20 protein-coding genes and 1 pseudogene are annotated in these 23,880 nt (G+C 62.7%); 11 read left to right on the top strand and 10 right to left on the bottom strand.

Going from position 1 to position 23,880, the window contains the following annotated elements; translation table 11 throughout:
- Positions 1-98 precede the first annotated feature (98 nt).
- From KCX59_RS04295 to KCX59_RS04275, 5 genes are all read left to right on the top strand, one after another.
- Positions 99-1,556: a dihydrolipoyl dehydrogenase family protein gene (locus KCX59_RS04295; protein ID WP_179018690.1), complete on the top strand. Its 1,458-nt coding sequence runs from the start codon at positions 99-101 to the stop codon at positions 1,554-1,556.
- Positions 1,557-1,628: 72 nt separating this feature from the next.
- Positions 1,629-2,435: an ABC transporter ATP-binding protein gene (locus tag KCX59_RS04290; RefSeq protein WP_179018692.1), complete on the top strand. Its 807-nt coding sequence runs from the start codon at positions 1,629-1,631 to the stop codon at positions 2,433-2,435.
- Complete coding sequence (locus KCX59_RS04285) at positions 2,432-4,468, top strand: YhgE/Pip family protein (RefSeq protein WP_179018694.1); 2,037 nt, start codon at positions 2,432-2,434, stop codon at positions 4,466-4,468. Before KCX59_RS04290 ends, KCX59_RS04285 begins: the two co-directional genes overlap by 4 nt.
- Positions 4,465-5,124, top strand: coding sequence for a TetR/AcrR family transcriptional regulator (locus KCX59_RS04280; protein WP_178993378.1), 660 nt, complete (start codon positions 4,465-4,467; stop codon positions 5,122-5,124). Before KCX59_RS04285 ends, KCX59_RS04280 begins: the two co-directional genes overlap by 4 nt.
- Positions 5,125-5,268: 144 nt before the next feature.
- Complete coding sequence (locus tag KCX59_RS04275; RefSeq protein ID WP_256870538.1) at positions 5,269-5,886, top strand: hypothetical protein; 618 nt, start codon at positions 5,269-5,271, stop codon at positions 5,884-5,886.
- Between the two features lie 149 nt (positions 5,887-6,035).
- On the opposite strand, the gene KCX59_RS04270 is transcribed toward KCX59_RS04275, so the two are convergent.
- The 7 genes and pseudogenes from KCX59_RS04270 to KCX59_RS04240 all read right to left on the bottom strand — a co-directional run bounded on the left by KCX59_RS04270 (position 6,036) and on the right by KCX59_RS04240 (position 14,340).
- Positions 6,036-7,454 carry an NAD(P)/FAD-dependent oxidoreductase gene (locus KCX59_RS04270; protein ID WP_179018696.1) on the bottom strand — a complete coding sequence of 473 codons (1,419 nt, stop codon included), beginning with the start codon at positions 7,452-7,454 and terminating at the stop codon, positions 6,036-6,038.
- A 37-nt stretch (positions 7,455-7,491) separates the two neighbouring features.
- Positions 7,492-8,172: an ABC transporter ATP-binding protein gene (locus KCX59_RS04265; RefSeq protein ID WP_370629224.1), complete on the bottom strand. Its 681-nt coding sequence runs from the start codon at positions 8,170-8,172 to the stop codon at positions 7,492-7,494.
- A gap of 446 nt (positions 8,173-8,618) precedes the next feature.
- Positions 8,619-9,095 (bottom strand): annotated as a pseudogene (locus tag KCX59_RS04260) (ATP-binding cassette domain-containing protein); the annotation flags it as partial.
- Positions 9,092-9,949: an ABC transporter permease gene (locus KCX59_RS04255; protein ID WP_179018698.1), complete on the bottom strand. Its 858-nt coding sequence runs from the start codon at positions 9,947-9,949 to the stop codon at positions 9,092-9,094. The pseudogene KCX59_RS04260 and the gene KCX59_RS04255, both read right to left, overlap by 4 nt.
- On the bottom strand, positions 9,946-10,959 hold the full coding sequence (locus tag KCX59_RS04250; RefSeq protein WP_179018700.1) for an ABC transporter permease: 1,014 nt from the start codon (positions 10,957-10,959) through the stop codon (positions 9,946-9,948). The genes KCX59_RS04255 and KCX59_RS04250 overlap by 4 nt, the downstream gene beginning before the upstream one ends.
- Position 10,960: 1 nt before the next feature.
- A complete protein-coding gene (locus KCX59_RS04245) occupies positions 10,961-12,646 on the bottom strand; it encodes an ABC transporter substrate-binding protein (RefSeq protein ID WP_179018702.1) in 1,686 nt (561 codons plus the stop codon).
- A complete protein-coding gene (locus KCX59_RS04240) occupies positions 12,643-14,340 on the bottom strand; it encodes an amidohydrolase (protein WP_179018704.1) in 1,698 nt (565 codons plus the stop codon). The genes KCX59_RS04245 and KCX59_RS04240 overlap by 4 nt, the downstream gene beginning before the upstream one ends.
- Before the next feature lie 179 nt (positions 14,341-14,519).
- On the opposite strand from KCX59_RS04240, the gene KCX59_RS04235 reads away from it, so the two are divergent.
- Both KCX59_RS04235 and KCX59_RS04230 read left to right on the top strand, forming a co-directional pair.
- The gene (locus KCX59_RS04235; RefSeq protein ID WP_256870537.1) at positions 14,520-15,206 is read left to right on the top strand and encodes a TetR/AcrR family transcriptional regulator; all 687 of its coding nucleotides are present in this window, start codon (positions 14,520-14,522) and stop codon (positions 15,204-15,206) included.
- Positions 15,207-15,335: 129 nt separating this feature from the next.
- Positions 15,336-16,814, top strand: a complete 1,479-nt coding sequence (locus KCX59_RS04230) for a gamma-aminobutyraldehyde dehydrogenase (RefSeq protein ID WP_179018706.1) — start codon at positions 15,336-15,338, stop codon at positions 16,812-16,814.
- A gap of 42 nt (positions 16,815-16,856) precedes the next feature.
- Here the strand turns inward: KCX59_RS04230 and KCX59_RS04225 are convergent, their stop codons facing one another.
- Complete coding sequence (locus KCX59_RS04225) at positions 16,857-17,771, bottom strand: EamA family transporter (RefSeq protein WP_179018707.1); 915 nt, start codon at positions 17,769-17,771, stop codon at positions 16,857-16,859.
- 72 nt (positions 17,772-17,843) lie between these two features.
- Here KCX59_RS04225 and KCX59_RS04220 point away from each other — a divergent pair, with 72 nt between their 5' ends.
- Together KCX59_RS04220 and KCX59_RS04215 are read left to right on the top strand one after the other, a co-directional pair.
- A complete protein-coding gene (locus KCX59_RS04220; RefSeq protein WP_179018709.1) occupies positions 17,844-18,761 on the top strand; it encodes a LysR family transcriptional regulator in 918 nt (305 codons plus the stop codon).
- Positions 18,762-18,885: 124 nt separating this feature from the next.
- A complete protein-coding gene (locus KCX59_RS04215; protein WP_243836673.1) occupies positions 18,886-19,188 on the top strand; it encodes a hypothetical protein in 303 nt (100 codons plus the stop codon).
- On the opposite strand, the gene KCX59_RS04210 is transcribed toward KCX59_RS04215, so the two are convergent.
- Together KCX59_RS04210 and KCX59_RS04205 are read right to left on the bottom strand one after the other, a co-directional pair.
- On the bottom strand, positions 19,185-19,709 hold the full coding sequence (locus KCX59_RS04210) for a SixA phosphatase family protein (RefSeq protein WP_091465390.1): 525 nt from the start codon (positions 19,707-19,709) through the stop codon (positions 19,185-19,187). The two genes, KCX59_RS04215 and KCX59_RS04210, sit on opposite strands and share 4 nt — an antisense overlap.
- 252 nt (positions 19,710-19,961) lie before the next feature.
- Positions 19,962-20,828: a winged helix-turn-helix domain-containing protein gene (locus KCX59_RS04205; RefSeq protein ID WP_017198144.1), complete on the bottom strand. Its 867-nt coding sequence runs from the start codon at positions 20,826-20,828 to the stop codon at positions 19,962-19,964.
- 675 nt (positions 20,829-21,503) lie between these two features.
- Here KCX59_RS04205 and KCX59_RS04200 point away from each other — a divergent pair.
- Positions 21,504-22,244, top strand: coding sequence for a response regulator transcription factor (locus tag KCX59_RS04200; RefSeq protein WP_179018711.1), 741 nt, complete (start codon positions 21,504-21,506; stop codon positions 22,242-22,244).
- 21 nt (positions 22,245-22,265) lie between these two features.
- On the top strand, positions 22,266-23,765 hold the full coding sequence (locus KCX59_RS04195) for a sensor histidine kinase (protein WP_179018713.1): 1,500 nt from the start codon (positions 22,266-22,268) through the stop codon (positions 23,763-23,765).
- Positions 23,766-23,880: the final 115 nt, after the last annotated feature.

Below are 23,880 nucleotides of genomic sequence, written 5' to 3'. Positions count from 1 at the left end.
GGGGGGCGCGTTGCGAGGCCTGCTCTGCACCCCAAAACCCACCCAAAGCCCGCAAAGCGGGCCTCACAACGCATACCAACCCGGCGTAGGCTTTCCCCATGACTGCCGAGAGCTCCCGGGAATTCGACGTAATCGTTATCGGCGCGGGCGCCGTAGGGGAAAACGTGGCGGACCGGGTGGTTCGCGGCGGCCTGACGGCGGTGATCATCGAAAGCGAATTGGTGGGCGGCGAGTGCTCATACTGGGCATGCATCCCGTCCAAGGCGCTCCTCCGTCCGGGGAGTGTGCTCCACGCCGCCCAGGTGGTGCCGGGCGCAAAGGAGGCAATCACTGGAACCATTGATGCCGAGGCCGCGCTGAAGCATCGGGATTGGTTCACCAATAACTGGCAGGACGGCAGCCAGGTCGAATGGCTGGACAGCGCCGGCATTGAGTTAATTCGTGGACGCGGCCGCATCACAGGCCCGCGCGAGGTCCAAGTGGATGGGCTCGATGGCAACAGCTACGCGCTGAAGGCCCACCATGCTGTGGTGATCGCGACAGGTTCAACCCCTACCGTCCCGGACATTGATGGCTTGACGGACGTTCCGTTCTGGACCACCCGCGGCGCCACGGCAGCCAAGGAAGTTCCCAAGCGTTTGGTGGTGCTCGGCGGCGGCGTGGCGGGCGTGGAAATGGCACAGGCATTCGCCCGGCTCGGCTCGGATGTCACGCTGATCGCCCGGGGCCGCCTACTGAGCAGCTACCCGGAGGAAGCCGCGAACCTGGTCTCAGCCGGGCTTCGTGCCGATGGCGTAGCTGTTCATCTTCACACCGATGTGGACAAAACTGAGAAGAACGACGACGGCTCGGTGACAGTCACGTTCGACGGCAAAACCACCACCGCCGACCAACTACTGGTCGCCTCGGGACGGCACCCCGCTTTGGCCAATCTGGGCCTGGAAAATGTGGGCGTTGAAGCACAGGACGGTAAGCCCCTGCGACTCACAACCGAAGCCAGCGGATTGGTGGAAGGCCCCGCAAGTGATGGAACCAGCGGATTATGGCTCTACGCTGCCGGCGACGCGGCCGGCAAGGTCCTCCTGACGCACCAGGGTAAATACGAGGCCCGTGCCACCGGTGACGCGATCGTCGCCCGAGCCAACGGCAAGCTCAAAGGAACGCCGCAGCCTTGGAGCCCTTGGGCCCAAACCGCCAATCAGCATGCAGTCCCCAGTGTCGTCTTCACCGATCCTGAGGTTGCCTCCGTGGGCCCGAGCCTGGAGCAGGCATTGTTGCAGGGCAAGAACGTCACCGGTGTGGAACTGCCCATAGATGTGTCCGGCTCCCAGTTGCACTCCCCCGACTACAAAGGCTGGGCGCAAATAGTGGTGGATGAGGACCGGAAGGTGATCCTCGGCGCTACCTTTGTGGGCCCGGGCGTCGCCGAATTGCTCCATTCTGCAACCATCGCGATCGTGGGTGAAGTCCCGCTGGACCGTCTCTGGCATGCAGTTCCGTCGTACCCCACCATCAGCGAAGTCTGGCTAAGGCTTCTGGAAAAGTACGGCCTCTAGAACCCTTATTTGAACTGACTGGTCAGTTTAGTTAGACTTTCAGCAGACACCATTTCTGCGAAAGGCTTCATTGTGCTGTCCGTACAGCAACTCCAGATCAACGGCCGCCGGGACGATCTCCTCCCGGCAACGTCACTGCAAGTCCGCCGCGGTGAACTCCTGCTCGTGGCCGGAGAGGGCCAGGACCAGCGGACCGCATTGGCGTTGGCTCTGAGCGGCCGCATGAAGCCAAGCGACGGCATCCTGAGCTGGGACAACACCACCAAGACCAAGAAAATCCGCCTCGCCAGCGCCTTGGTGGACTCCCCCGGCGTCAACGAACCCGAGCAACACCTGAGTGTCCGCGATCTGGTCACCGAAGACCTCTCCCTGATCCCCCGCCGTTACCGTGGCGCCCTACTGAGCAAGCCCTGGCTGAAGGTCAACAGCTTCGAAGACATCGCCGGACTCTGGATAGAACAAATTCCGGCCACCCGCCGACTTGAACTCCTCACCGCGCTTGCCTTGGCAGATCCGGCCACCGACTTCCTTGTTGTCGACTCCCCGGATCGCCACAGTGCTGATTCCGCGTCGTGGTTACCGCGGCTTCAGGCATTGGCGTCCGACGCCGGGCGGCCACTTGCCGTCGTCGCCGTCGTGGGTTCCCTCCCGGACAACTGGACCGGCCCCGCGGCGGTGATTGGAAACTCCGTCACGCATCCCCCTGAACCGGAAGCGAAACCCGCCCCGACCAAAGAAAAGACAATCCAAACCGGGCCAGCCCAGCCCAAGCCAGCAGCCGCCGTCGAGCCCAAAGCCAAGCACGCGGCCGAACCGGCACCTGAAACATCCGCAGCTGCCCAACCTGAATCCGTAAACCTTCAAAGGACTGCAAAGTGACTGTTCTGCGGCTCGCCCGCTCCGAACTCAAGCGCATGACCGGCGGGCTCCTGCCCAAGCTGACCATCCTCGCCCTGACCATGGTCCCGTTGCTCTACGGCGCCGTGTACCTTTACGCGAACTGGGATCCGTACGGCAACCTGAACCAGATCGACGCCGCCTTGGTGGTGGAGGACACGGGAGCAACGTCGTCGGACGGTACCGAACTGCAGGCGGGCAAGAAGGTGGCAGACAGCCTGGTTGAGGGCCACGTCTTCAACTGGAAGCAGGTATCCAGCGCCGAGGACGCCGATGCCGGTGTTCGTACGGGTGAGTATGCCTTCGCGCTGCGCATCCCCAAGGATTTCTCCGCCAACCTGGTCTCCCCGGGCAGCTTCGACGCCGCCAACCAGGCCATGCTGCACGTCACCACCAACGACGCCAACAATTACCTCCTGAGCACCATCGTGGACAAGCTCACAACAGCCGTCCACTCCACAGTGGCCAAGGAAGTGGGCGAGGAAACCGCCAACCAGCTCCTCACCGGCTTCGGCACCATCCATGCGTCCATCGTGAAGGCTGCTGATGGCGCCTCGGAGTTGGCCACGGGCGTTGGCAAACTCAGTGACGGTGCCGCAACCCTGCACGACGGCACCACTCAGTTAGTGACCGGCGCCGACCAACTCGTGGCCGGCCAGACCCAATTGCGGGATGGCGCGGTACAACTGAACACCGGTGCCGGCCAGCTGAGTTCGGGACTGACCGAGCTCAAGGATAAAACCGCTACCCTTCCTGGTGATTCGCAGAAACTCGCCGACGGCGCAGCGCAAGTAGCCGCCGGAAACGCCGAGCTGAACGCCAAAGTCCAGGACGTCGTCGGACAGCTCGAAGCGGCAGACAAGGGCCTCCGCAACCGCGTGGTGGAATCCAACGCACGACTGGTGACTGCCGGTGTCCTGACACAGGAGCAGGCCGACAAGGTCCTGGCGGACTTTGACGCCGCCGCAGCATCGAGCCCGGTGACGGACGCGAAGACCAAGATTACTGGTGATGCGGCCAAGATCCAGCAGCTATCCGACGGTTCAGCTGCCGTGAGCGCCGGGGCATCCAAGCTCGCCGCCGCGACACCAGCCCTGACCGATGCGATCTCGAAGGCTGCCGACGGCGCCGGGCAACTGAGCACGGGCGCCTCAACGTTGGCCGCGGGGCAGCAAACCGCCCTGGAAGGGGCCGGCAAGCTCGACGACGGCGCCCGCCAACTGGACAACGGCGCCAGCCAGCTCGCCAGCGGCGGAGTCACAGCCTCCGACGGCGCCCACACCCTGGCCACCGAGCTCGCCAAGGGCGCGGGAGACATCCCCAACCCGAACGATGAACAGAAGAGCAGCGTGTCCAAGGTGATCGCGGATCCCGTGGCCGTGGACAACGTCTCCCAGGCCAAGGCGGGCTCTTACGGCGCCGGCCTGGCACCGTTCTTCCTGACCCTCGCACTGTGGATCGGCGTATTCATGCTGGTCCAGGCCATGCGACCCATCACCCAACGGGCCCTCGCCTCGAACGCCCCCGCCTGGAAAATCGCCGTCGGAGGCTGGCTGCCGTTCTTCGTTGTGTCCGTGCTGCAGGCCACCATCCTCACCCTGGTGGTGAATCTCGGCCTGGGCCTGAACCCCGCGCACCCGATCGGGATGTGGCTGTTCATGCTTGCAGCAGTGATGGCGTTCAGCGCGATCATCCAAGGCATCGTGGCGCTCATGGGCACGCCCGGAAAGTTCGTGGTGCTGATCCTGCTGGTCCTGCAGCTCGTTTCGTCGGGCGGAACGTTCCCGTGGCAAACCACCCCCATGCCGCTCCATGTTGTTCACGAGGTCCTGCCTATGGGATACGTGGTCACCGGCATGAGGCACCTGATCTACGGCGGTGAACTCAGCATGATCTGGCCCACCGTACTGGGTCTGCTTGGATACACTTTGCTGGGAGCGGCACTGTCAACGCTCGCTGTCCGCAAACACAAGATGTGGACCCTCAAGACGCTGAAGCCGGAGATCGCAGTATGAGCACCACCGAGCCGGTTCCTTTCCCAGCAGATTCCCACGCAAGCGAATCGGGGCCTGCCGAGAAGAAGCTCCGTCCCGGCCGCACCAACGCCACCAAGCAGCGCCTGTTCGAGGCCTCCATGGAGCTGATCGGCGAGCGCGGCGCTGCGGGGGTAACCGTGGATGAAATCGCGGCCGCCGCGGGGGTGTCCAAGGGGACTGTCTATTACAACTTCGGCAGCAAGTCCGACCTCATTGCGCAGCTCTTGCGGCACGGTGTGGACATCATGCTGGTCCGGCTCCAGGACGTCCGCGGACAGGCCAACGACCCCCTGGAATCCATGACCAACATGGTGGGCCAAGCCATGGAATTCATGGACGACTACCCCTCCTTCGCCCGCCTGTGGGTCAGCGAAAACTGGCGCACTCCCGGTGAATGGAGTGCCGTGTTTGCCGAGCTTCGCGCTGAGCTCCTGGCAGTGATCGGTTCCGCGGTGGAGAGCGTGGCGTCCGGCTACAAGGTTGATGAGAGCATTGCCCGGGGATCCTTGGAGGCGGCAATTTTTGGTGCCATCTTCGTGGTTGGCCTCGACCGGCAGACGTACAACCCTGAGCGCACCCGCGAGCAGAGCGTCGCTGCCGTCATGACCATCATGCATGGATACGTCATCAAGTAGGTTTGGGCAGCCCGTTGTGGGGCCCGCTCTGCACATTTTCACGGGCTCATACGGTGCAGAGCGGGCCTCGCAACGGTACGCAATTGGAATCTGAAGCGGCGTGGCGTGGCCACTTGGTCGGCGATGATTAACCTCATGCGTCACATGGGGAACAGCGGGAAGCTTGCGGTGGTGTCCGCGTTCGTCTCGCTCGGGCTGTTGGTGCTGGCCGCCGTGGTGCTTGAGGAACTGGTGCTGTACTTGTTCCTCGGTTCCGTGCTGATCTGCTACTTGGCGTCCATCGTGCAGGTCTTCAACCGGCGACGCTACTTTGTGGTCCTCCTTGGGGCAGCGGGGACCAGCCTTTTCATCGGTTGCAGCATCGCCTTCCTGCGCATGTGGGGAATCGCGTTCAACCAGGACACCAATGCTCTGGGCAGTGCCGTGAGCACCCAGGATTCAGACATCTACTTTTACTTGGCAGCAGTGGCAGGGTTTGGGACCCTGGGCGTGCTCTTCCTGGGAGCGGTGGTGCCGTCGTTTGGTTCGAGGGCCGGAACTCCAGTTCGACGGCCACCGGCTGTAAAGCGCACTCCCGCACCCCGCAAACCGGCTCCGCGTGCAGGAACCCCCACCAAACGCCCGGCTGCTTCGGCTCCGCGATCGTCCGGTGCAGCGAAGGCTACTCCCGTGAAGCGTCCCGCTCCCCGTACGCCAACGACGCCGGCCAAGCGTCCGGCGTCGAACGCTTCCACCCAACGAAAGCCGGCCGCCAAACGCTAGCTTGCGTTGCGAGGCCCGCTCTACACGCTAACGCGGGACCTTAACGTGCAAAACAGGCCCCACAACGAACCCGCCCTGCGTTGCGAGGCCCGCTCTACACGCTAACGCGGGATCTAAACGTGCAAAACAGGCCCCGCAACGAAAAGGGGTCAGGAGTCGAATCCCAACCCGACGGCGTCGAGCGCTTTGAGGATCAGGTTCCGTTTTCCCTGATTGTGATCGGCGCGGTCCATGGACCAGCGTGTCAGGTTGATGCCCAGGGAAGCGAGCGGCTCAGGAGGGAAGGGCAGGGGCCGTTTCCGGACCATTTCCACCCGGGTGCGTTCGGTATCCAGGCCGGCCAGGAGATCCAGGAGGACGTCGGCTGCAAATGCCGTGGCCCCTACGCCGAGTCCGGTGAATCCTGCCGCATACGCCACCCGTCCCTTCCGCGCCGTGCCGAAGAACGCGCAAAACTGGGTGCTCGAATCGATGGGTCCGGCCCACTTGTGGGTGAACTTCAGGCCCTCGAGCTGCGGAAACGTCGTGAAGAAGTGCGAGGCGATCTTCTCCCACGTCGCTGGCTGGTGCTCGTGCCGCTGGTCCACGCGCCGGCCCCAGAAGTAGAGGGCGTCATAGCCACCGAACAGGATCCTGTGGTCCATGGTAATGCGGTAGTAGTGGAATTGGTTGGCAACATCCCCGATCCCTTGCCGCTGGGACCATCCGATGGACTCCAACTGCTCCGCGCTCAGGGGCTCGGTCATCAGCGCGTAGTCATAGACGGGCACTGTCATCAGCTGGTTCCGTTTGAGCAGTGACGGAAACACGTTGGTACCGAGGACCACGTTGTCCGCTTCCACGTTGCCTCGCTCCGTCACAACGGTGACGCCCTGTTCGTGGTCCTTCAACTCGCGCACGCGGGTGTCCTCGTAGATCACCACGCCCAGCTCCGTTGCCACCCGAGCCAGCTCAAGTCCCAGCTTGTATGGGTGGACCATCGCCACGGAGTCTTTATGCCAGCGGCCGGCCAGGTAGGTGGGAGAGTTGAGCTCTGCCCTCACTGCTTCCTGGTCCAGGAAGACGCTACCGGGGCTTTCGTCCTCCTTGAGCCAAGCCACCTGGTGCGGTTCCACTGCAACGTTCAGTTCACCGGTGCGCTCCCATTCGCAATCCATGCCGTACTTCTCCACGGCTTCCTGCATGCGGTCCAGGTTCTCCATACCCAGCCGGTCGAGGGTCTCCAGCTCATCAGGCCAGCGGTTCTTGCCGTTCTCATGGCCGTGGGTGAGGCTCGCCTCGCAGAAGCCGCCGTTGCGGCCCGAAGCTGCCCATGCCACCCGCTCCCCTTCCAGCAGGATCACCGTCCGGCCGGGATCGCGTTCCTTGGCACGCAGCGCCGTCCACAATCCGGTATAGCCGCCACCGACGATCACGAGGTCCGCGGCAGCGTCGCCGTCGAGTTGAGGGTAGCGTGTGGCTGAGTCCTTGAGGTGGTCGATCCAGAACGGCCGGTGGGCCGCGCCTTCCAAGGCACGGGATACGACGGCGGCCTGCGGCACATTCCGTTCGAAAACGGTGGTATTCACGGGAAATTCTCCTATTTCATGGTCAATCTCTCACCGGTCAGGCAGTGACCGGCTCGGCGTCCCACAATGGCCGGGGACGGGAGGCGATGAGGTTCCGCGTGTAGTCGTCCCCAGGGTCCTCAAGGATTCGAGCCGTCGGCCCCTGCTCCACGATCCGGCCCTGATGCATCACCAGGAGCTCGGAACAAATCCGTGAGACCACAGCCAGATCGTGGGTGACGAACAAGATGGTCAGTCCGAGTTGGTCCCGCAATTCCTCCACGAGCTCAAGAACCTGGGCTTGGACAGAGACGTCCAAGGCGCTGGTGGCCTCGTCCAGCACCAGGAGACGGGGGCGGGCAGCGAGCGCTTTGGCCAGCGCGACCCGTTGCCTCTGCCCACCCGAGAGGGCACGAGGCCGTGCGTCGAAACGTTCCGGTCCGATGCCCACCCGCCCCAACAGGACCCGGGCGTTGTCTTTGGCTTCCTTGCGTCCTTGCTTCTGATGCAGGCGGAAGACATCTGCCACCGCGTTTCCTACAGGGATGCGCGGGTCCAAAGAGAGGTAGGGGTCCTGGAACACGATCTGGACATCCTTGGCCAGGACTTTCCGTTCAGAGGCCTTAAGGGCCCGCCGCGGCCGGGGGACGTCCCGCAACGTGAGTTCACCCGATGTGGCGGTTTCCAGCGCCACCACCAGTCGGGCCAAGGTGGACTTTCCGGACCCGGATTCACCCACAATCCCCAACGACCCACCCTCAGGGAGGCTGAAACCGGCGTCGTCCAAGGCGGTGATGATTTCGCCGCGGGCAGTTGGTACGTTTTCGATAGCCCCGAAACCTTCAGCAGAGGGGACCCCGCGACCACGGGCGCAGCCAAGCCGCCCACTTCAATCACAGGGGTAGCCTCAACCAACTGCCGGGTGTAGTCCTGCTCCGGCGTCAGAAAGACAGTCCGGGTTGGCCCGTGCTCCACCACTTCCCCCCGGCGAAGCACGTAGACGCGTTCACACAAGCTGGCCGCAAGATTGAGGTCGTGCGTAATGAAGAGCATGCCCATTCCCCGTGACTGTTGCTCTTCGCGGAGGAGCCTCACGATCCCCGCCTGGGTAGTGACGTCCAAGGCCGTGGTGGGCTCGTCGCACAGCAACAGATCCGGTGAGTTAAGTAGTGCAGCTGCGATCATGACACGTTGGAGCATGCCGCCCGAGAGCTGATGCGGGTGCTGGTCCATGAGCTCCTTGGCACGTCGCAAGCCCACTTGCTCAAGCTGCTTTATGGCGCGTTCGGTAGCCTCCGCACGGGACAACCCGTCAAACCGGACCAGGGTCTCCGTGAGGAAGTCCCCCACCGTCCGGACCGGGTTGATGCCCGCCCTGGGGTCCTGGAAAATCATGGATGCGTGGCCGCGCCGCAGTTCCATGAGTTGTTTCCCAGTGGCCGTCAGAGTGTCCAGGCCCTGTACGGACACGGTCCCGGAGTACTCGGAGCCGCCCGGGAACAACCCCAGCGCGGCCCGGGTGGTCAGCGACTTACCTGAGCCGGACTCCCCTACCAAGGCGACTGCTTCGCCGTCGTCCACGTGCAGGGAGACGCTGTCCAGCAGCGGCGGCCTGTCCGGAAAGCCGAGCGTAAAGTTCTCAATCTTCAGGAGCTGGCTCATGACAATTTTCCTCCGATGCGGTCTGAAAGTTCTTCGCCGATCACGTTGACGGCCACCACTACCAGCACCACTACCAGGGCGGGCCAGAAGGCGGGCAGGAGGTAGCCGCCCAGGAGCGCGCCCCGGGATTCCTCAATCATGGCGCCCCAGTCGCTGGTGGGAGGTTGGACCCCCAGCCCAATGAAGGAGAGCGCCGCAAGGTCGGCCAACACGTAGCCGAAGTTGAGCGTGGATTGGGCGCCAACTGTTGGAATGAGGTTGGGCAGGACCCGTCCCAGCACCACCCAGGGTGTCCGGAATCCGAGCACCCGGTAGGCCTGGACGTAGGGCCTGCCGCGCTCTGCCACCACCAGGGACTGGGCCAGCCTGGCCACGTAAGGCACATAGGCGATGGTCATGGCCAGGATGGGTGCCAGGAGGCCCTTGCCGAAGAGCGCGATGGCGAGCATGGCAAGCAGCAGCGCCGGGAAAGCGAACAGGAGGTCGAAGAGCCGGCCCAGCACTTTGCCCAACCACCCCTCGGACCAGCCGGCCACCAGGCCCAGCAGCAGACCCAGGACAGTGGAACCGATTACCACGATGGTGGGCCCCAGCAGCGAGGTCCGCCCGCCGTGCATGAGCCGGCTGAGGAGATCACGACCCAGCGCATCCGTCCCCAGCAGGTGCTGTCCGCTTGGACCGGCCAGGACGTTGTTGAGGTCCACATAGTCGGGGTCGTACGGCGCCAGAACCGGGGCGAATAGTGAGAGAAGTACGACGGCGGCGGCAACGGCGAGCGCGCCCCACGCCATGGGTGACAGGAGGCTGCCGTAACGGCGAAGGCCCGCCTGCGGCAGTTGGATGGCTAACGTCATCGGGACTCCGTTCCGGCCGCGATACGCGGATCAATGAGGGGTTGGACGAGGTCCACCACGGTGTTGACCAGGACGAAAGCTGCCACCACCACCATGACGATTGCTTGGACGACGCCGAAGTCGAGCCTGTCGATGGACTGCACCAGGAGCTGCCCGATGCCGGACAGGCCGAACGTCCGTTCGATGATGGCGCTGGAGACCAGGAGGCCGGCCACCAGCACGCCGCTCACGGTGAGGATGGGCCCAAGTGCATTGCGCAGCACGTGGCGTGCCACCACCGATCGACTGGTTGCCACCTCAACGTGTTCGCGGAGCAATTGCTCGTTCATGGAGGAACGGGTCACCCTTGCCACCATGGCGATGTAGGTGATGCCCAAGGCGAGCGCCGGTAGGGTGAGATGCCAGATCCGGTCCCATCCGCCGTCGCCGCTTCCAAAGGAGGGAAACCAGCCCAGGCCCACGGAGAAGAGCGCTACCAAAGCGATGGCTGCCACGAACGGCGGCACTGCCCCCGCGGCGGTGAGCGTGATGAGGATGAAGCGGTCACCGAAGCCCTTGTTGAGGCTGGCCACAATGCCGGCGAACAATCCCAGGACCGTGATGAACACTGCTGCGAGCGCCACAAGTTGCAAGGTGGTGGGCAACCGTCCCAGTAAGACGTCGGAGACATCCTGGCGGTAGGTCAGCGAGCGGCCCCAGTCCCCTTGGAGAATTCCACCTAGCCAGTTCAGGTATTGTTCCCAGGCCGGCTTATCCAGGCCGAACTGCCGGGTGATTTCTTCGAGTGCCTCAGGCTTGGGGCTGCGTCCTCTGAGCAGGAAGCGTGCCGGGTCGCCGGGAACCAGGAAGCGTGAGAAGAACACGGCCAGTGAGGCAACAAACAACGTCAGCACCAGGGCCAGCAGTTTCTTCAGGATGTACACCGCCGGTCGGACTGCGCTGCGTTTATCCCGCTGGCGGGTGGGAGCGCCCGGCGCGGTGGTTGCTTGGACTTGATCTGTAGCGGTCATGTCAGCGACCTCCTATCTGGGCTGCCCACGGGAAGTACATGTAGTTGATGGAAGGGTCCGCCCCGGTGATGCGTTTGCCCAGCCACATGGACGTGACGGTCTCGTAGAGCGGCCCCCACACCACTTCGTCGCTGGCCAGTTTGGCGGCCTGGCCCGTGAGTTTGCCCCGGGCGTCGGGGTCCTGCACGCCGTAGGCGGAGTTCACCAGGTCATCGAATTCCGGGTTGCTCCAGCCGCCGTAGTTGCTGAAATCGCCGGTTCGCAGCACGCTGTACATTTCCAAGGGCTCGGTGCTGGAGAGATACCAAGAGGTCACCAGGAGGTCCACGTTCTTGCGTGACTCAGGGTCTGAGAACAGCGTGGTGTATTTGTCGTTGGACATGGTCTGGATTTCCGGGTCCAGGCCGATCTCCTTGGCTGCCGAAGCGATGGCCCGTGCCGTGATGTCGAAGGCTGCGTTCAGTGACGCGGTGGCGAAGACGAACTTACTACCCTCGGCACCTGCTTCCTTGACAAGTTTCTTGGCTTCTTCCAGGTCATAGGGCGTGGACAGCAGGCCGTCAAAAGCCTCGTCCGTAGTTTGCGATGCAACGTCCTTCCACACACTCTTGGTGGTCAACGCGTCCGTCTTCTTCGCGTACCCCTGTTCGGCCGCCTTGATCAAGGCTTCCCGGTTGATGGCCATCATCAGCGCCTTACGGACCCGTACGTCCTGGAAGGTGCCGCCGAGGTTGGTGAACACCAGGCTTTGCACCGAAGTGTCCTCGCCGAAGTACAGCGAGCCGGCATCTTTGTTGGCTTTCAGGATGTCCATGGCATTGGAAGGGATCGCGAAGCCGCCATCAATTTCGCCGGTCTGGAACGCATTGATGCGTGATGTGGCATCGGGCAGCATTTTGAAGGTGACCTGTTGGGACTTGGCTTGGAGTTCCGGGTCCCAGTAGTCATCGAAGCGTTTGAGGGTGATGCTTTCACCGGCTTCCCATTGCTCGAATTGGAAGGGGCCGGTGCAGTTTACGCCGGTGCTTGAGTTGCCATAGTCCTTGCCGGCAGCTTCCAGCGTTTCGGCGGACTCCACAACGCCTGTTGCTCCCACCAAGGAGCTGTTGAACACGTAGTCCGGCCGGGTGGTGGTCACCGTGACCTCGAAGGCGCCGGTCTTCTCGATGGACTCCACGTTTTGGTAGGCGGAGGCCCAGAAAGATCCCACTTCGGGGTCCACGTGGCGGCTCAAGGAGGCTACGACATCGTCCGCTGTCATCTCGGTTCCGTCGTGGAACTTTACGCCCTGCCGGATGGTGTAGATCCAGGTCAGCGGATCAGGGTTTTCCGCTCCCGTGGCCAGGCCCGGCGCCGTGGACAAGTCAGCGTTCCAGCGGAACAGCGACTCGCACACGTTGGACAGGACAGTGTTGTCCGGGTAGTCGAAGGCGTACGCATAGTCCAGGGAGAACGGCTCCGCGTACATGGCCCAGTTGAAGTTATCGATCTCCTTGGTGGGGGCCGGCGTGGAGTCGGACATGGTGAACTTGGCTCCGTCCGCGGCGTCAGTCACGCTGGCGGGCCGAACACCGCAGCCGCCCAGGACGAGCCCGGCCACGACGGCGGCGACCCCAACCGCGGTGATGCGCGACGGCGTCGTCCGCTGTTTCAAACGCACGGCACCTTGCGCGGGCTGCGGCCTCATGGCATTACCGAGGCGGGTTGAGCTTGACTGTTTCGGGTGAGCACGCGGTCATAGACGCATTCGCCCCCAATCCACGTCTGCGTCACCACCGACCGGTGCAGCTCCTGCGCAGGGAGGTCGAAGACGTTGAGGTCCAGTACGGCGAGGTCGGCGAGTTTTCCTGGTTCCAGCGTTCCCGTTTCCGTGTCCAAGTGGTTGATCCACGCTGAGCCCTGCGTGTAGGCATCCAGGATCTGTTTGAGGCTGAGCTTTTGCGATTCCGGGCCGAGTGGGGGCAGGTCCTCCCCCGGCGCTATGCGGTTTACTGCTACGTGGATGGCCGCAATCGGGTCCGCGGTGGAGACAGGCCAGTCGCTTCCGGCCACCAATCGGGCTCCCGCCGAAGCAAGCTCGCCAAAGGGGTAATGCCTGTCCTCGGCACCCGGTTCCAGGAACGGGAGGGTGAGGGTGTCCATCTGTTCTTCATGGCAGGCCCAGAGAGCCTGGACGTTGGCTGCTGCATTCAGTCCGGCAAACCGTGGAACATCCTCGCTGCGGACCACCTGAAGGTGCGCCAGGTGGTGCCGGTTGTCGTTCGACCTGTTGCTGTCCCGCGCTGCCTCCAGCGCGTCCAAAGCATCCGTCACGGCGCGGTCGCCGAGAGCATGGAAGTGAACCTGCATGCCGGAAGCATCTATCGCGGTGACGAATTCCTTCAGCTCCTCGGGCTCGAAGAATTCGATGCCACGGTTGTCCGTGTGGTGGCCGTGGTGATCGAGGTAGACGTGATGCATTGCGGCTGTGTAATTCTCAGCCACTCCGTCCACCATCACCTTCACGGTGTTGGCATTGAGCTGATGGTGGTCGAAGGAATCGGCCACCCTGTCCCGGCGTTGCGTGATTGCTTCCAGCTGGGCAATGCCGGCTGTCCTGTCCCACCATTGGCATGCGATGACCCGGACTTTCAAGTCTCCCGCCTTCGCCGCGTCCATGTAGACGTCCAGATGATCGGCATGTTCGCCCTCGGGAATGGGAACCCAGGCGTCCTGCCAGGCCGTGATGCCCTGCGATAGCAGCAGTTGCTGGGAGGCGAGCAGGCCTTGGTACGCCAACTCATACGGCACCGCTGGCTTGACCGCATTGAACAGGTCCATGGCCCCCTCATGAACTGTGCCTGCGGGCGTCCCGTCTTCTTCGCGTTCCAGCCGGCCGCCCTCAGGATCAGGTGTTTCCGCGCCGATTCCCGCCGCCTCAAACGCTGCAGTGTTGGCCCACGCGCCGTGGTGGTCCCTGTTGACGAGGTAGACGGGCCGGTCCGGCACCACGGCGTCCAGAAGTTCCCGTGTTGGAGTGCCGCCCGGGAAGAAATCCATGGACCATCCAGCGCCCAGGATCCAGGGTTCATCCGGGTTGTCGGCTGCGTAACGGGCAACCCTCGCCATGGCTTCCTCTGCGCTGGTGGCCTCCGTCAGGTCGCACTGAAGCAATTCGATCCCCGCGAAGATGGGATGGATGTGGGCATCCTGGAAGCCCGGCACCACCAGTTGCCCTTGCAGGTCCACCTTGCGGGTTTTCGGCGTGACCGAACCGTGAAGCTCGTCGGGTGTTCCGACGGCGATGATGCGGCCTTCGGCTATGGCAAGGTTTGCGCGCAGTGGGCCGGCGTCATTGCCGGTGTACACCCATCCGTTCTCAAACAAAATCTCGGCGTGCATGGTCGAGTCCTTTCGTGGGGAAATTCAACTCTGCGAGACACACTATGAGCCGGATCACACTTAAGTCAACAGTGTTGACATCAATGCTGACAAAGACTTTGACTGGTCCTTGAAAGGAGGACGCCATGAATCATGTAGGTTGATAATCAACCCGGGAACGCATGGAAGGCGGACAACTGATGGTGCAGCCAGCACAGTCGACGGACCGCCGAACGCGCCTGGATCCGGCCACCATCATTGACGCCGTCCTGCGGATTTCCAGCCAGGAGCTCGGGGAACGGCTGACCGTGCGGCGGCTGGGACAGGAACTCGAGGTGGACGCCACGGCCGTCTACCGGCATTTTCGGAACAGGGACGCAATCGTCAGGGCAGCACTGGACCAGTTGTTCCTGATGTCAGTTGAGCGCACGTTGGCCACAGCACGCGACCAGGACTGGCGTGCCCGGCTGGAGGCCTATCTTGACGAACTACTCAAAGCCTTCATGCAGCATCCCTCTTTGGGCAGCGAGTCGTTCGCTACGGACACCTATGGCCCCGGCGAGCTAAGGGCAATCGAGTTCGTCCTTCAATGCCTCACCGATGCCGGGCTGGCAGAGGACCGCGTGGTGCACTACTACGCGGCCCTGGAAAGCTACACCCTTGCGCTCGGCGCCGGCATTGCGGTTGAAATCCAGCGGCTCCCGGACTCCGAGGGCCACGATCCTTGGCTCAACCCACGGGTTTTCACGCGCATCACCGGTCGCCCGCTCCTTGAAAAACACCACGCTGCACTGCAAAACCTAGACTCCCTCAAGGCGTTCCAAGCCGGTCTCTCGGCCATCCTGGACAGCGCCGAACGCGAGAGCAAGCAGCAACCGCAGGCCTGACGGGGTGCTGGCGCGACCGGCCGTCTGACCAACAACGCAACCCACCTTCCCCGCGCGACGCCCCATCCGGCGTCGTCCATTCAGCACTGCCCGGACAGCGACGCCCGGCAGGGAAAGCACGGCACCCTCATGCATCAGTTCATCAACGGAAAACTGCTCTCCGGAACCTCTGGCAGCAGCCTCGATGTCATCAATCCGGCCACCTCGGAGGTAGTGGAAACGGTGGGACTCGCTTCACTTGCGGATCTGGAGTCGGCTGTGGCGGCGGCCCGCAGCGCCTTCCCGTCATGGTCGCGCATCGCGCCGGGTGAACGCGCCGGGATCCTGCAGAAATTCGCCCGCATCATCGAAGATCGTGCGGAGGAATTCGCCCGGGTTGAGAGTTCTCAGACGGGCAAACCGCTGCGGCTGACCCGGGAGTTCGACGTCCCCGGCACCATCGACAACATCGATTTCTTCGCAGGTGCCGCACGGCACCTCGAGGGCAAGGCCACCGCCGAGTATTCGCCCCAACACACTTCCTCCATACGCCGGGAATCCATCGGTGTGGTGGGATCCATCGCACCCTGGAACTACCCCCTGCAAATGGCCGCATGGAAGATCCTTCCCGCCATTGCCGCAGGCAACACAATTGTTCTCAAGCCTGCCGAGATCACTCCGTTGACGTCGCTGATGTTCGCACAAGCGCTCAGTGACGCCGGACTGCCCGACGGCGTGGTGAACGTGGTGGTGGGCGACGGCGCCACGGTTGGGGCTGCGCTCATGCGGCACCCCGACGTGGACATGGCCTCTTTTACGGGGTCCACCGCGGTTGGCCGCACAGTTTTGGAGGCCGCGGCCGTTAACTCGAAGCGCGTGCACCTCGAATTGGGCGGCAAGGCACCCTTCGTGGTGTTCGACGACGCCAATCTGGACGCCGCCGTTCATGGGGCCGTGGCCGGTTCAATGATCAACACCGGTCAGGATTGCACCGCAGCCACCAGGGCTATCGTTCACCGCAGCGTGTATGCGGAGTTCGTAGCGAAGGTGGCCGCCCGCTTTGATGGGCTCGTCCTGGGCATCCCCGGGGATACCAACGCCGATCTCGGCCCCCTCGTATCCTTCAAGCAGCGCGACCACGTAGCCGGGATGGTGGACCGCGCCCGCACTTACAGCAAGGTGATGGCAGGCGGATACGCCCCTACGGACGAGGGCCTGGAAAATGGCGCCTTCTACCGACCCACACTGGTTGTTGACGCGGCGCCGGACTCTGAAATTGTGAAGGACGAGGTGTTCGGCCCGGTCCTGGTGGTCCTCCCGTTCGAAACGGACGACGAAGCTATCCACCTGGCCAACGACACCGTCTACGGACTGGCCGCCTCGGCCTGGACGAACAACCTCCAGCGGGCCTTGCGGGCAACCCGCGAGATCCAGGCCGGCTGCGTGTGGGTCAACGACCATGTTCCGATCGTCTCCGAGATGCCCCACGGCGGCTTCAAGCAGTCCGGGTTCGGCAAGGACATGTCCGCCTACTCCTTTGAGGAGTACACCCAGGTGAAGCACGTGATGTTCGAGTTGGAAGGCGTCACCCGGAAAGACTGGCACCGGACCATCTTCAAACTGCGCTGACTCTTCGCGTTGTGGGGCCTGCTTTGCGCGCTTCCGCCCGATCTAGGGCAGCAGAGCGGGCCTCACAACGGGTGTGTCGGGACGGATCCTGCCTCCGGCGCCGAGCACGGCGGTGGCAACTCCGAGGAGCAGGATTAATCCGCCCACGATTTCGGTCAAGGTAGGAATCTCGTTCAGGACAAGCCACGCGGCCGTCATCCCCACCACGGGAACCAAAAGCGTGAAGGGCACGACGTCGGAACTCGGGTACAGCGATAACAAGCGGTTCCAAATGCCGTATCCAATCAGGGACGCAAACACGGCCGTGTAGATCGCACTCAGGATGGTGGCCGGCTGCAGGTCCGTGAGCGTTGCCAACACGGCGTCTGGCCCATCCACTACCAGCGATAAGCCAGCCAACGGAAGCGGCACCACGGCACCGGACCACACCACCAACCCCAAGCCGGAAGCGGCCTTCGTGTGCCGGGCCACCACATTCCCGATCGCCCACGATAACGCCGCGGCAAGAACGATCATGAGCGGCAGAACCGGAGCCACGGCACTTCGCCCCAAGGCCACCACTGCCAAGCCAGCGATGCCCAGCGCCACACCCGCCAATTGGCGCCTACTCGGCCTCTCGCCCAGGAATCTCGCCGCAAGCAAGATGGTGAACAACACTTGTGCCTGCAGCACCAGAGATGCCAGGCCTGCCGGCATGCCAAGCGCCATGCCCAGGTACAGGAGGCCGAATTGACCGGCACTCATGAAGAGCCCGACGCCGACAATCGCCTTCCAGCCCACGTCTGGTTTGCGGATGAACAGGATGAAGGGAAACACCACCAACAAGAAGCGCATGGCGACGAAGAGCAGGGGCGGGACTTCCCTGCCGTTCGTGTGGAGACCGAGATCGATGGCGACGAAGTTAATGCCCCAAAGCACAGCGACCATGAGGGCAAGGGCAGAGTGGCGAAGGTTCACAAGTACACTCTGGCCCGTTTTTGGTTGAAGCACCAGCGTTGAATTCGACAAGGAACAGCGTAGATTTGCTTCATGATCGACATCTCAGCACTTAGGGCCTTGGTGGCAGTGGAGCAGCACGGCTCAGTGGTGGCGGCATCGGACGTTATGGGCTTCAGCCCTTCAGCAATTTCGCAGCAAATCAAGAAACTTGAGAAGCAAACCGGCGTCACTGTGCTGGAACGCAGCGGCCGTGGGGTGCTCCTTACAGAGCGTGGCTTGGCTCTTGCAGGTTATGGCCGTCGGATCATGGGTGAGCTCGAGGAACTGCAAGCCACCCTGCTCGCCGATCCTGCAAAGCCTTCCGGGCTCCTCAGACTCGTCGCGTTTTCCACAGCTTGCAGGGGCTTGGTGGGGCCCATGCTCGGGCGCATCGCAGCTGCCCACCCGGCTCTGGGCATCACCGTACTGGCTGAGGATCCGCGGGAGGCGGTGCAAAGAATTGCCTCTGGCGAGGCCGAACTCGCGGTGGTACATAACTGGAATTCGGTACCCTTGGTGATCCCGGAGAACCTGGTGCATGAAGACCTCTGCATCGACCAAGCCGACGTCCTCGTCAACAGCACCCACGCGCTGGCGGCGAGCACCGCCGTCGAGCCTGAAGACCTTCTGGACGAGACGTGGATCAGCACCCCGGCGGGAGCCATCTGCAACGAAGCACTCCTGCAGATCTTCGCTGGACTGGGCAAGGTCCCCAACATCCGTATTTACGACCCCGACTTCTCCACCCACATCGCCATGGTGGAACAAGGTGTGGCCGTGGCACTCGTACCGAGGCTCGGAAGACCTCCCCTTCCTGACGGAGTCGCGGCCATCCCGGTGATCCGTCCGGTCCAACAACGGTCCGTTGGTGTTGTCTACCGCAAAACGATGACAGCCAGTCCCAACATTCGACTTGCCGTGAACATGCTGCGCGATATAGCGGCTGAGCTACCGCTGCCGCGAAGCTGACCAGGAGCGATCAACGTCACACAGGGGAACATTCGACGCCAGGAAGTGTGTTAGCTTAGGCTAACCTTACCTACCAGCGCCGCCCGGAGCGCGCGACCGTCGAAACTCTTGAAGGGGCCCACCTGTGGAAGCCATCCTCTTTCCCACGGACATGAACCACCACCACACATATGGCTTGGTCAGTTACATCATGATCGACGACGGCCTTTATCCGAGCGCGCACAACCGCCGGGATCCGTACGCGCTTCCTGCGTTCGATGTCCGTGGTCAATGGGTCTACCCCAGCCGCTACAACGAATACCTGGCTCCGCAGTTGCCGGTGTACATGTTCGACGGCGAATTCCTCATTGCAACCGGGCATGGCGAAGAAGCGGCAGGCCTGCCGGTGTTCGAGATCCGCTGCATGTGCATGCCGCAGCTGGCTTAGGGGCGCGGCACCTTGAAGTGCGTCAGCCTGGCGTCCTGGCCGTCGAGCTCAGCCCATGACTTTTCTGTTTCCATTACCGTCAACGCACTCGTTGGGTAACGGTTAGCAGCATCCATGTAAGCGTCGTGGTCCGAATCGCGGGAAGCCAGGTGCATGGCAAGATCCTGAACGCCGGGCATATGCGAGATGACCATCAACGTGGTCACGGTATCGGGTACGTGGTTGATCACCGTCAACATACGGTTGGCTGAGGCGGAGTACAAGCCATCCTCGAGTTTGGGCGTTGGCGCCTTGTCCCCCAACTCATCGCACACCCAAGTGCAGGTCTGACGAGTCCTCAACGCTGACGAACACAGGATGAAGTCGGGCACTACACCATGCTTGAGCAACCACTTCCCCGCCAACGGGGCCTCCCGATGCCCACGCTCCTCCAAGGGGCGCTCATGATCAGGCACTCCCATGGGCCAATCAGCCTTGGCATGCCGCATGATCACCAGGCGCTTGATGTGATGGTCACTCATAACCCAACCCTATCTGCCACAGAGCCCAGCGGCTTCCTGCGGGCCGCCGTCACCAACTTTTGAATTCGCGGCACCCTGGACACGCCGTGCGGGGGGCGTGTCCAGGGTATTTGGCGGCCAATGTGGGTGGTAGAGGCACACGGTTTCCTCGAGATTAAAAGCCGAAAGGCGGCATATCCCTATAGCGCCGTTGTCGCGCGAAGAATGAGCGCAGGCGCAGAGGGATGATGCCGCCTTTCGGCGTTGTGCTACTTAGATCGAGTATTCAGGTGCTGCCCAAACGATAACTTCGGGGTGCTCGTAGAAACGGTAGCCCTGGCCGCGGACCGTGCGGACCGTGTTCGCGAGGCGGCCAAGCTTGGAACGGAGGCGGCGGATGTGCACGTCGATGGTGCGCTCGTTGGGCACCTCTTCGGCGTTGCGCCATAGGCCCTCAAGGAGTTCGTCACGGCCCACGGTGCGGGTGCCGTTCTCGACCAGGTAGTTGAGGAGCTCGAATTCCTTGAATGTCAGGTTCAGCGATTCGCCATCGAGGTGCACTTCGCGGCGGGCGAGGTCGATCAGGACGCCGGACGGACGGGCTTCCTGCTGGGGCGCCGGGCGGGCGGCTTCGGTGCGCTGGCGGGCGGCGACCGTGGGGTCGCCGAAGGTGGAACGCACGACGTCGAGTGCGGACCCGGGTGCCCCGGCGGGGGCAACTGCGACGGCGGCATAGCTCTCGGCGCCGGTCACGAGGGACTGAGCGTAAGCCCGGATTTCCTGGGCAAGCTTGGCAATGGAGGTACCGGCGGCAGCTGCGGTTTCTTCGTCAATGCCCATGTAGAGGACGAATCCGCGGGCCACATTGTCGTTGGCAACGGGGCGGAGCTTGTCCGACTGCGCAATCACCGGGGTGGGCGCAGTCATCGGCGCCGGCTCTGCTGTGGGGACAGCGCGCAGCTGGCCGTAAGAGTTGGGGTTGTAGCCCTGCGGCACGTATCCGGGAGCCTGCTGCCCTGCCCCTTGCGGAGCGGGAGAGTAGCCGGGGCGGTTGCCGAAGCCGGGGCGAAGCCCTGCGTTTGACGCGGCCTTGTTGGCGTTACGGACGGAGATGTGGACGTATCCAGATGCAACTGACATGGAGTGCTTACCTCAAAAGTGAATAGCCGTCATCGCGGCTTCGAATGCTGGTTGTCCCCGCAATGAGTTTGGGGATGGGCGCCCAACGCTGGGCTAGGGGGCGAATGCCTGAAACTTTTTTGGGGTGGAAAGTTAGGCTTGCATTCGACAACAGCGGTCATCATGGCCAGCGGGTGCGCTGGGCCAGGTTGCTGCGGCTGCAGGTGCTGTTGAGTTCTTGTTCACATTGGAAGTGTGCAACGTAACAAAGGCAACACGCAAGTAACAAAGCGCCGAACCGTCCACATTTTGAGACACAGAGGTCTATTGTGTCGCAAATCACAATTCAGTAGGGTCGGTAAATGAACGCCATTTCATTCGGTGTAGTCGGGAAATATTTGCCATCTACTGAATATTCTTCGGCATATCGGGGATGATGTGCATGTCCGTTTCCACTAACCCTCTATCGACGGAATCTCACGATCTGAAACACTTGTTGTCCAATCGGAGCTGATCGTCACAAGCAATTTTCAGCAGAAAATCTGCTACAAGCCGTAGAACGCGGCTGAACCCGGGCCGCCGGAAACCTTGGGCGCGGAAGCGTGTCCGCCAGCCCCCTCCTCGCTAGTCTGATCTCACAGCGTCTTCACAGGATGGGCAAAGCGTTGGCAAACAAGCAGAACGGAGAGTTATCCCATGGCCTCCTCGCACTCCATGACCAACAACCTTCCCGAGCTCTCCCATCCGGACGGCTCCCCCATCCGTGCCCTGGTGGTGGATGACGAACCCAGCCTCGCTGAGCTGATGAGCATGGGCCTGCGCATGGCAGGCTGGTCTGTTGCGATCGCCGGCGATGGTCCGGAAGCAGTAAAGCTAGCCAAGGACTTCCGCCCTGACGTACTGGTCCTGGATGTCATGCTTCCCGGATTCGACGGCGTGGAGGTCCTCAACCGCATCCGCACCTTCGCCCCGGAGGTTCCCGCCCTGTTCCTCACCGCCAAGGACGCCGTGCAAGACCGCATTGTCGGACTCGCGGCAGGCGGGGACGACTACGTCACTAAACCCTTCAGCATGGAAGAAGTCCTCCTGCGCCTCCACCGCCTGGTCCAGCGCTCGGGCGTAGCTGCCATGGACACCGCCGAGCTGGTGGTCGGCGACCTCACGCTCAACGTAGATACCCGGGAAGTAACCCGCGCCGGCCAGGATATTCCGCTCACCGCCACCCAGTTCGAGCTACTGCGCTACCTCATGGAGAACCCCAAACGAGTTGTCAGCAAAGCCCAGATCCTGGACCGTGTGTGGGATTACGACTTCGGCGGCCAGGCCAACATCGTGGAGCTCTACATCTCTTATCTGCGCAAGAAGATCGAAGCCGACCATCCCCCGATGATCCATACCATCCGGGGTGCCGGCTACGTCATCAAGCCTGCGGACTAGCCCTTGGGCACCCTCTCGCGAATGGCCAGGAAGTCCGGAGTGTCGGCCGGACAGACTCAGCTCAGTTGGCTCAATCCCTCCACCTGGCACCTGCGTACACGCTTGGTCCTGGTGGCCATGGCACTATTGATCGCCATTTGCGCTGCTGTGGGGGTGGTCAGCTACGCGTCCATGGACATGGTCTTCAACAGGCAGCTCGACAGGCAGTTGGAGCAGGCGTCCAGCCGCGCGAATGACTTCGGCAGGCCGCCGTCGAACTTTCCGTCATCCCCCGGCAGGCCGGATCCTTTGGAGGCGCGCGGGCAGGCGGCAGGCACGCTCAACGCGAGGATCGACGGCTCCACCGTGCGAAGCTCGGGTTTGATCGACGCCCAAGGTCACCGCGTCTCGCTCTCAGCAGACGATGAGCAGGTCCTGGTGTCGCTTCCCACGGACAACCAACCCGTGGACCGATCGCTGTCCAACGGCGATTACCGGCTTGTGGCAGTCGAAACCACTTATGGCGACGTGATTGTGACGGGCCTGCCGCTGGAGGACAAGCAGAGCGCAGAAGCCTCGCTGGTGTGGACCATGGTGCTGGTCTCGCTGGCTGGGCTGGTGGTGATCGGGCTCGTGGGAACGGTCATCATCCGCCGGACCATGCGTCCTCTTGAGCAGCTCTCCGAGGTGGCCACGAAGGTTTCGCGCCTGCCTCTCGACGCCGGCGAGGTGGCACTTGCGGTGCGCGTACCGCCGTCGGCATCCCACCCCGGAACGGAAGTGGGCAGCGTCGGCTATGCCTTGAACCAGATGCTGAACAACGTTTCGAGCGCGCTGGAAGCACGGCAGGAAAGCGAAACCAAGGTGCGCCAGTTCGTGGCCGATGCCTCGCACGAACTGCGGACTCCCCTGACCGCCATCCGGGGCTACACCGAGCTACTAAGGATGACGGAGAACTTCACCGAGGATGGCCGGAAGTCGCTGGCGCGTGTCCAAAGCCAGTCCGAACGCATGACCACCTTGGTGGAGGACCTTCTTCTACTGGCGCGGTTGGACGAGGGACAGCCTGTCAAAGTTGAGGACGTGGACCTGACACAGCTCGTGATCGAAACGGTCAGTGACGAGAAAGTCATGGCGTCGGATCACATCTGGCAGCTCCAGCTCCCTGATGAGCCCATCACTGTGCGCGGCGATGCCACCCAACTTCATCAGGTGCTGGGCAATTTGTTGTCCAATGCCCGCAAACACACGGATCCAGGTACTACCGTGGTCACAGGCGTCATGCTCTCCGCCGATGGCAGTGCCGTGGTGACAGTGACGGATAACGGCCCCGGAATTCCGAAAGACTTCCAAGGCAGGATCTTCTCCCGGTTTGCCCGCGCTGATGCCGCAAGATCGGGCTCTGAGGGCACCTCCGGACTCGGCTTGTCCATTGTGGAGGCCATCGTTTCAGCGCATGGCGGTAGCGTGGAAGTGACCTCGCGGCCGGGTCGCACGGAATTCACCCTCCGACTCCCTACCGTGAACACCGAAGGCCTATAACGAATCGGGCAAGGCGACTCACCGGCGTCGTGATCTCTGTTACCTAAATGTGACTTCTGTGGAATCCTCCTGTACCGTCGAAAGGGTGGGTCGTCCCTAGCAGGCCCACATCCGG

This window comes from Paenarthrobacter nitroguajacolicus, from assembly GCF_051027655.1.
GTDB classification, from domain to species: domain Bacteria; phylum Actinomycetota; class Actinomycetes; order Actinomycetales; family Micrococcaceae; genus Arthrobacter; species Arthrobacter nitroguajacolicus.
Note: the sequence above shows the minus strand (reverse complement) of the source record. Positions and strands in the feature narration are given on the sequence as shown.

Bases quoted from the DNA above. Each gene is read 5' to 3' on its own strand.
- KCX59_RS04295 (WP_179018690.1), top strand. From the start codon at position 99: ATGACTGCCGAGAGCTCCCGGGAATTCGACGTAATCGTTATCGGCGCG.
- KCX59_RS04280 (WP_178993378.1), top strand. From the start codon at position 4,465: ATGAGCACCACCGAGCCGGTTCCTTTCCCAGCAGATTCCCACGCAAGC.
- KCX59_RS04275 (WP_256870538.1), top strand. From the start codon at position 5,269: ATGGGGAACAGCGGGAAGCTTGCGGTGGTGTCCGCGTTCGTCTCGCTC.
- KCX59_RS04255 (WP_179018698.1), bottom strand. From the start codon at position 9,949: ATGACGTTAGCCATCCAACTGCCGCAGGCGGGCCTTCGCCGTTACGGC.
- KCX59_RS04250 (WP_179018700.1), bottom strand. From the start codon at position 10,959: ATGACCGCTACAGATCAAGTCCAAGCAACCACCGCGCCGGGCGCTCCC.
- KCX59_RS04245 (WP_179018702.1), bottom strand. From the start codon at position 12,646: ATGAGGCCGCAGCCCGCGCAAGGTGCCGTGCGTTTGAAACAGCGGACG.
- KCX59_RS04240 (WP_179018704.1), bottom strand. From the start codon at position 14,340: ATGCACGCCGAGATTTTGTTTGAGAACGGATGGGTGTACACCGGCAAT.
- KCX59_RS04235 (WP_256870537.1), top strand. From the start codon at position 14,520: ATGGTGCAGCCAGCACAGTCGACGGACCGCCGAACGCGCCTGGATCCG.
- KCX59_RS04230 (WP_179018706.1), top strand. From the start codon at position 15,336: ATGCATCAGTTCATCAACGGAAAACTGCTCTCCGGAACCTCTGGCAGC.
- KCX59_RS04220 (WP_179018709.1), top strand. From the start codon at position 17,844: ATGATCGACATCTCAGCACTTAGGGCCTTGGTGGCAGTGGAGCAGCAC.
- KCX59_RS04210 (WP_091465390.1), bottom strand. From the start codon at position 19,709: ATGAGTGACCATCACATCAAGCGCCTGGTGATCATGCGGCATGCCAAG.
- KCX59_RS04205 (WP_017198144.1), bottom strand. From the start codon at position 20,828: ATGTCAGTTGCATCTGGATACGTCCACATCTCCGTCCGTAACGCCAAC.
- KCX59_RS04200 (WP_179018711.1), top strand. From the start codon at position 21,504: ATGGCCTCCTCGCACTCCATGACCAACAACCTTCCCGAGCTCTCCCAT.
- KCX59_RS04195 (WP_179018713.1), top strand. From the start codon at position 22,266: ATGGCCAGGAAGTCCGGAGTGTCGGCCGGACAGACTCAGCTCAGTTGG.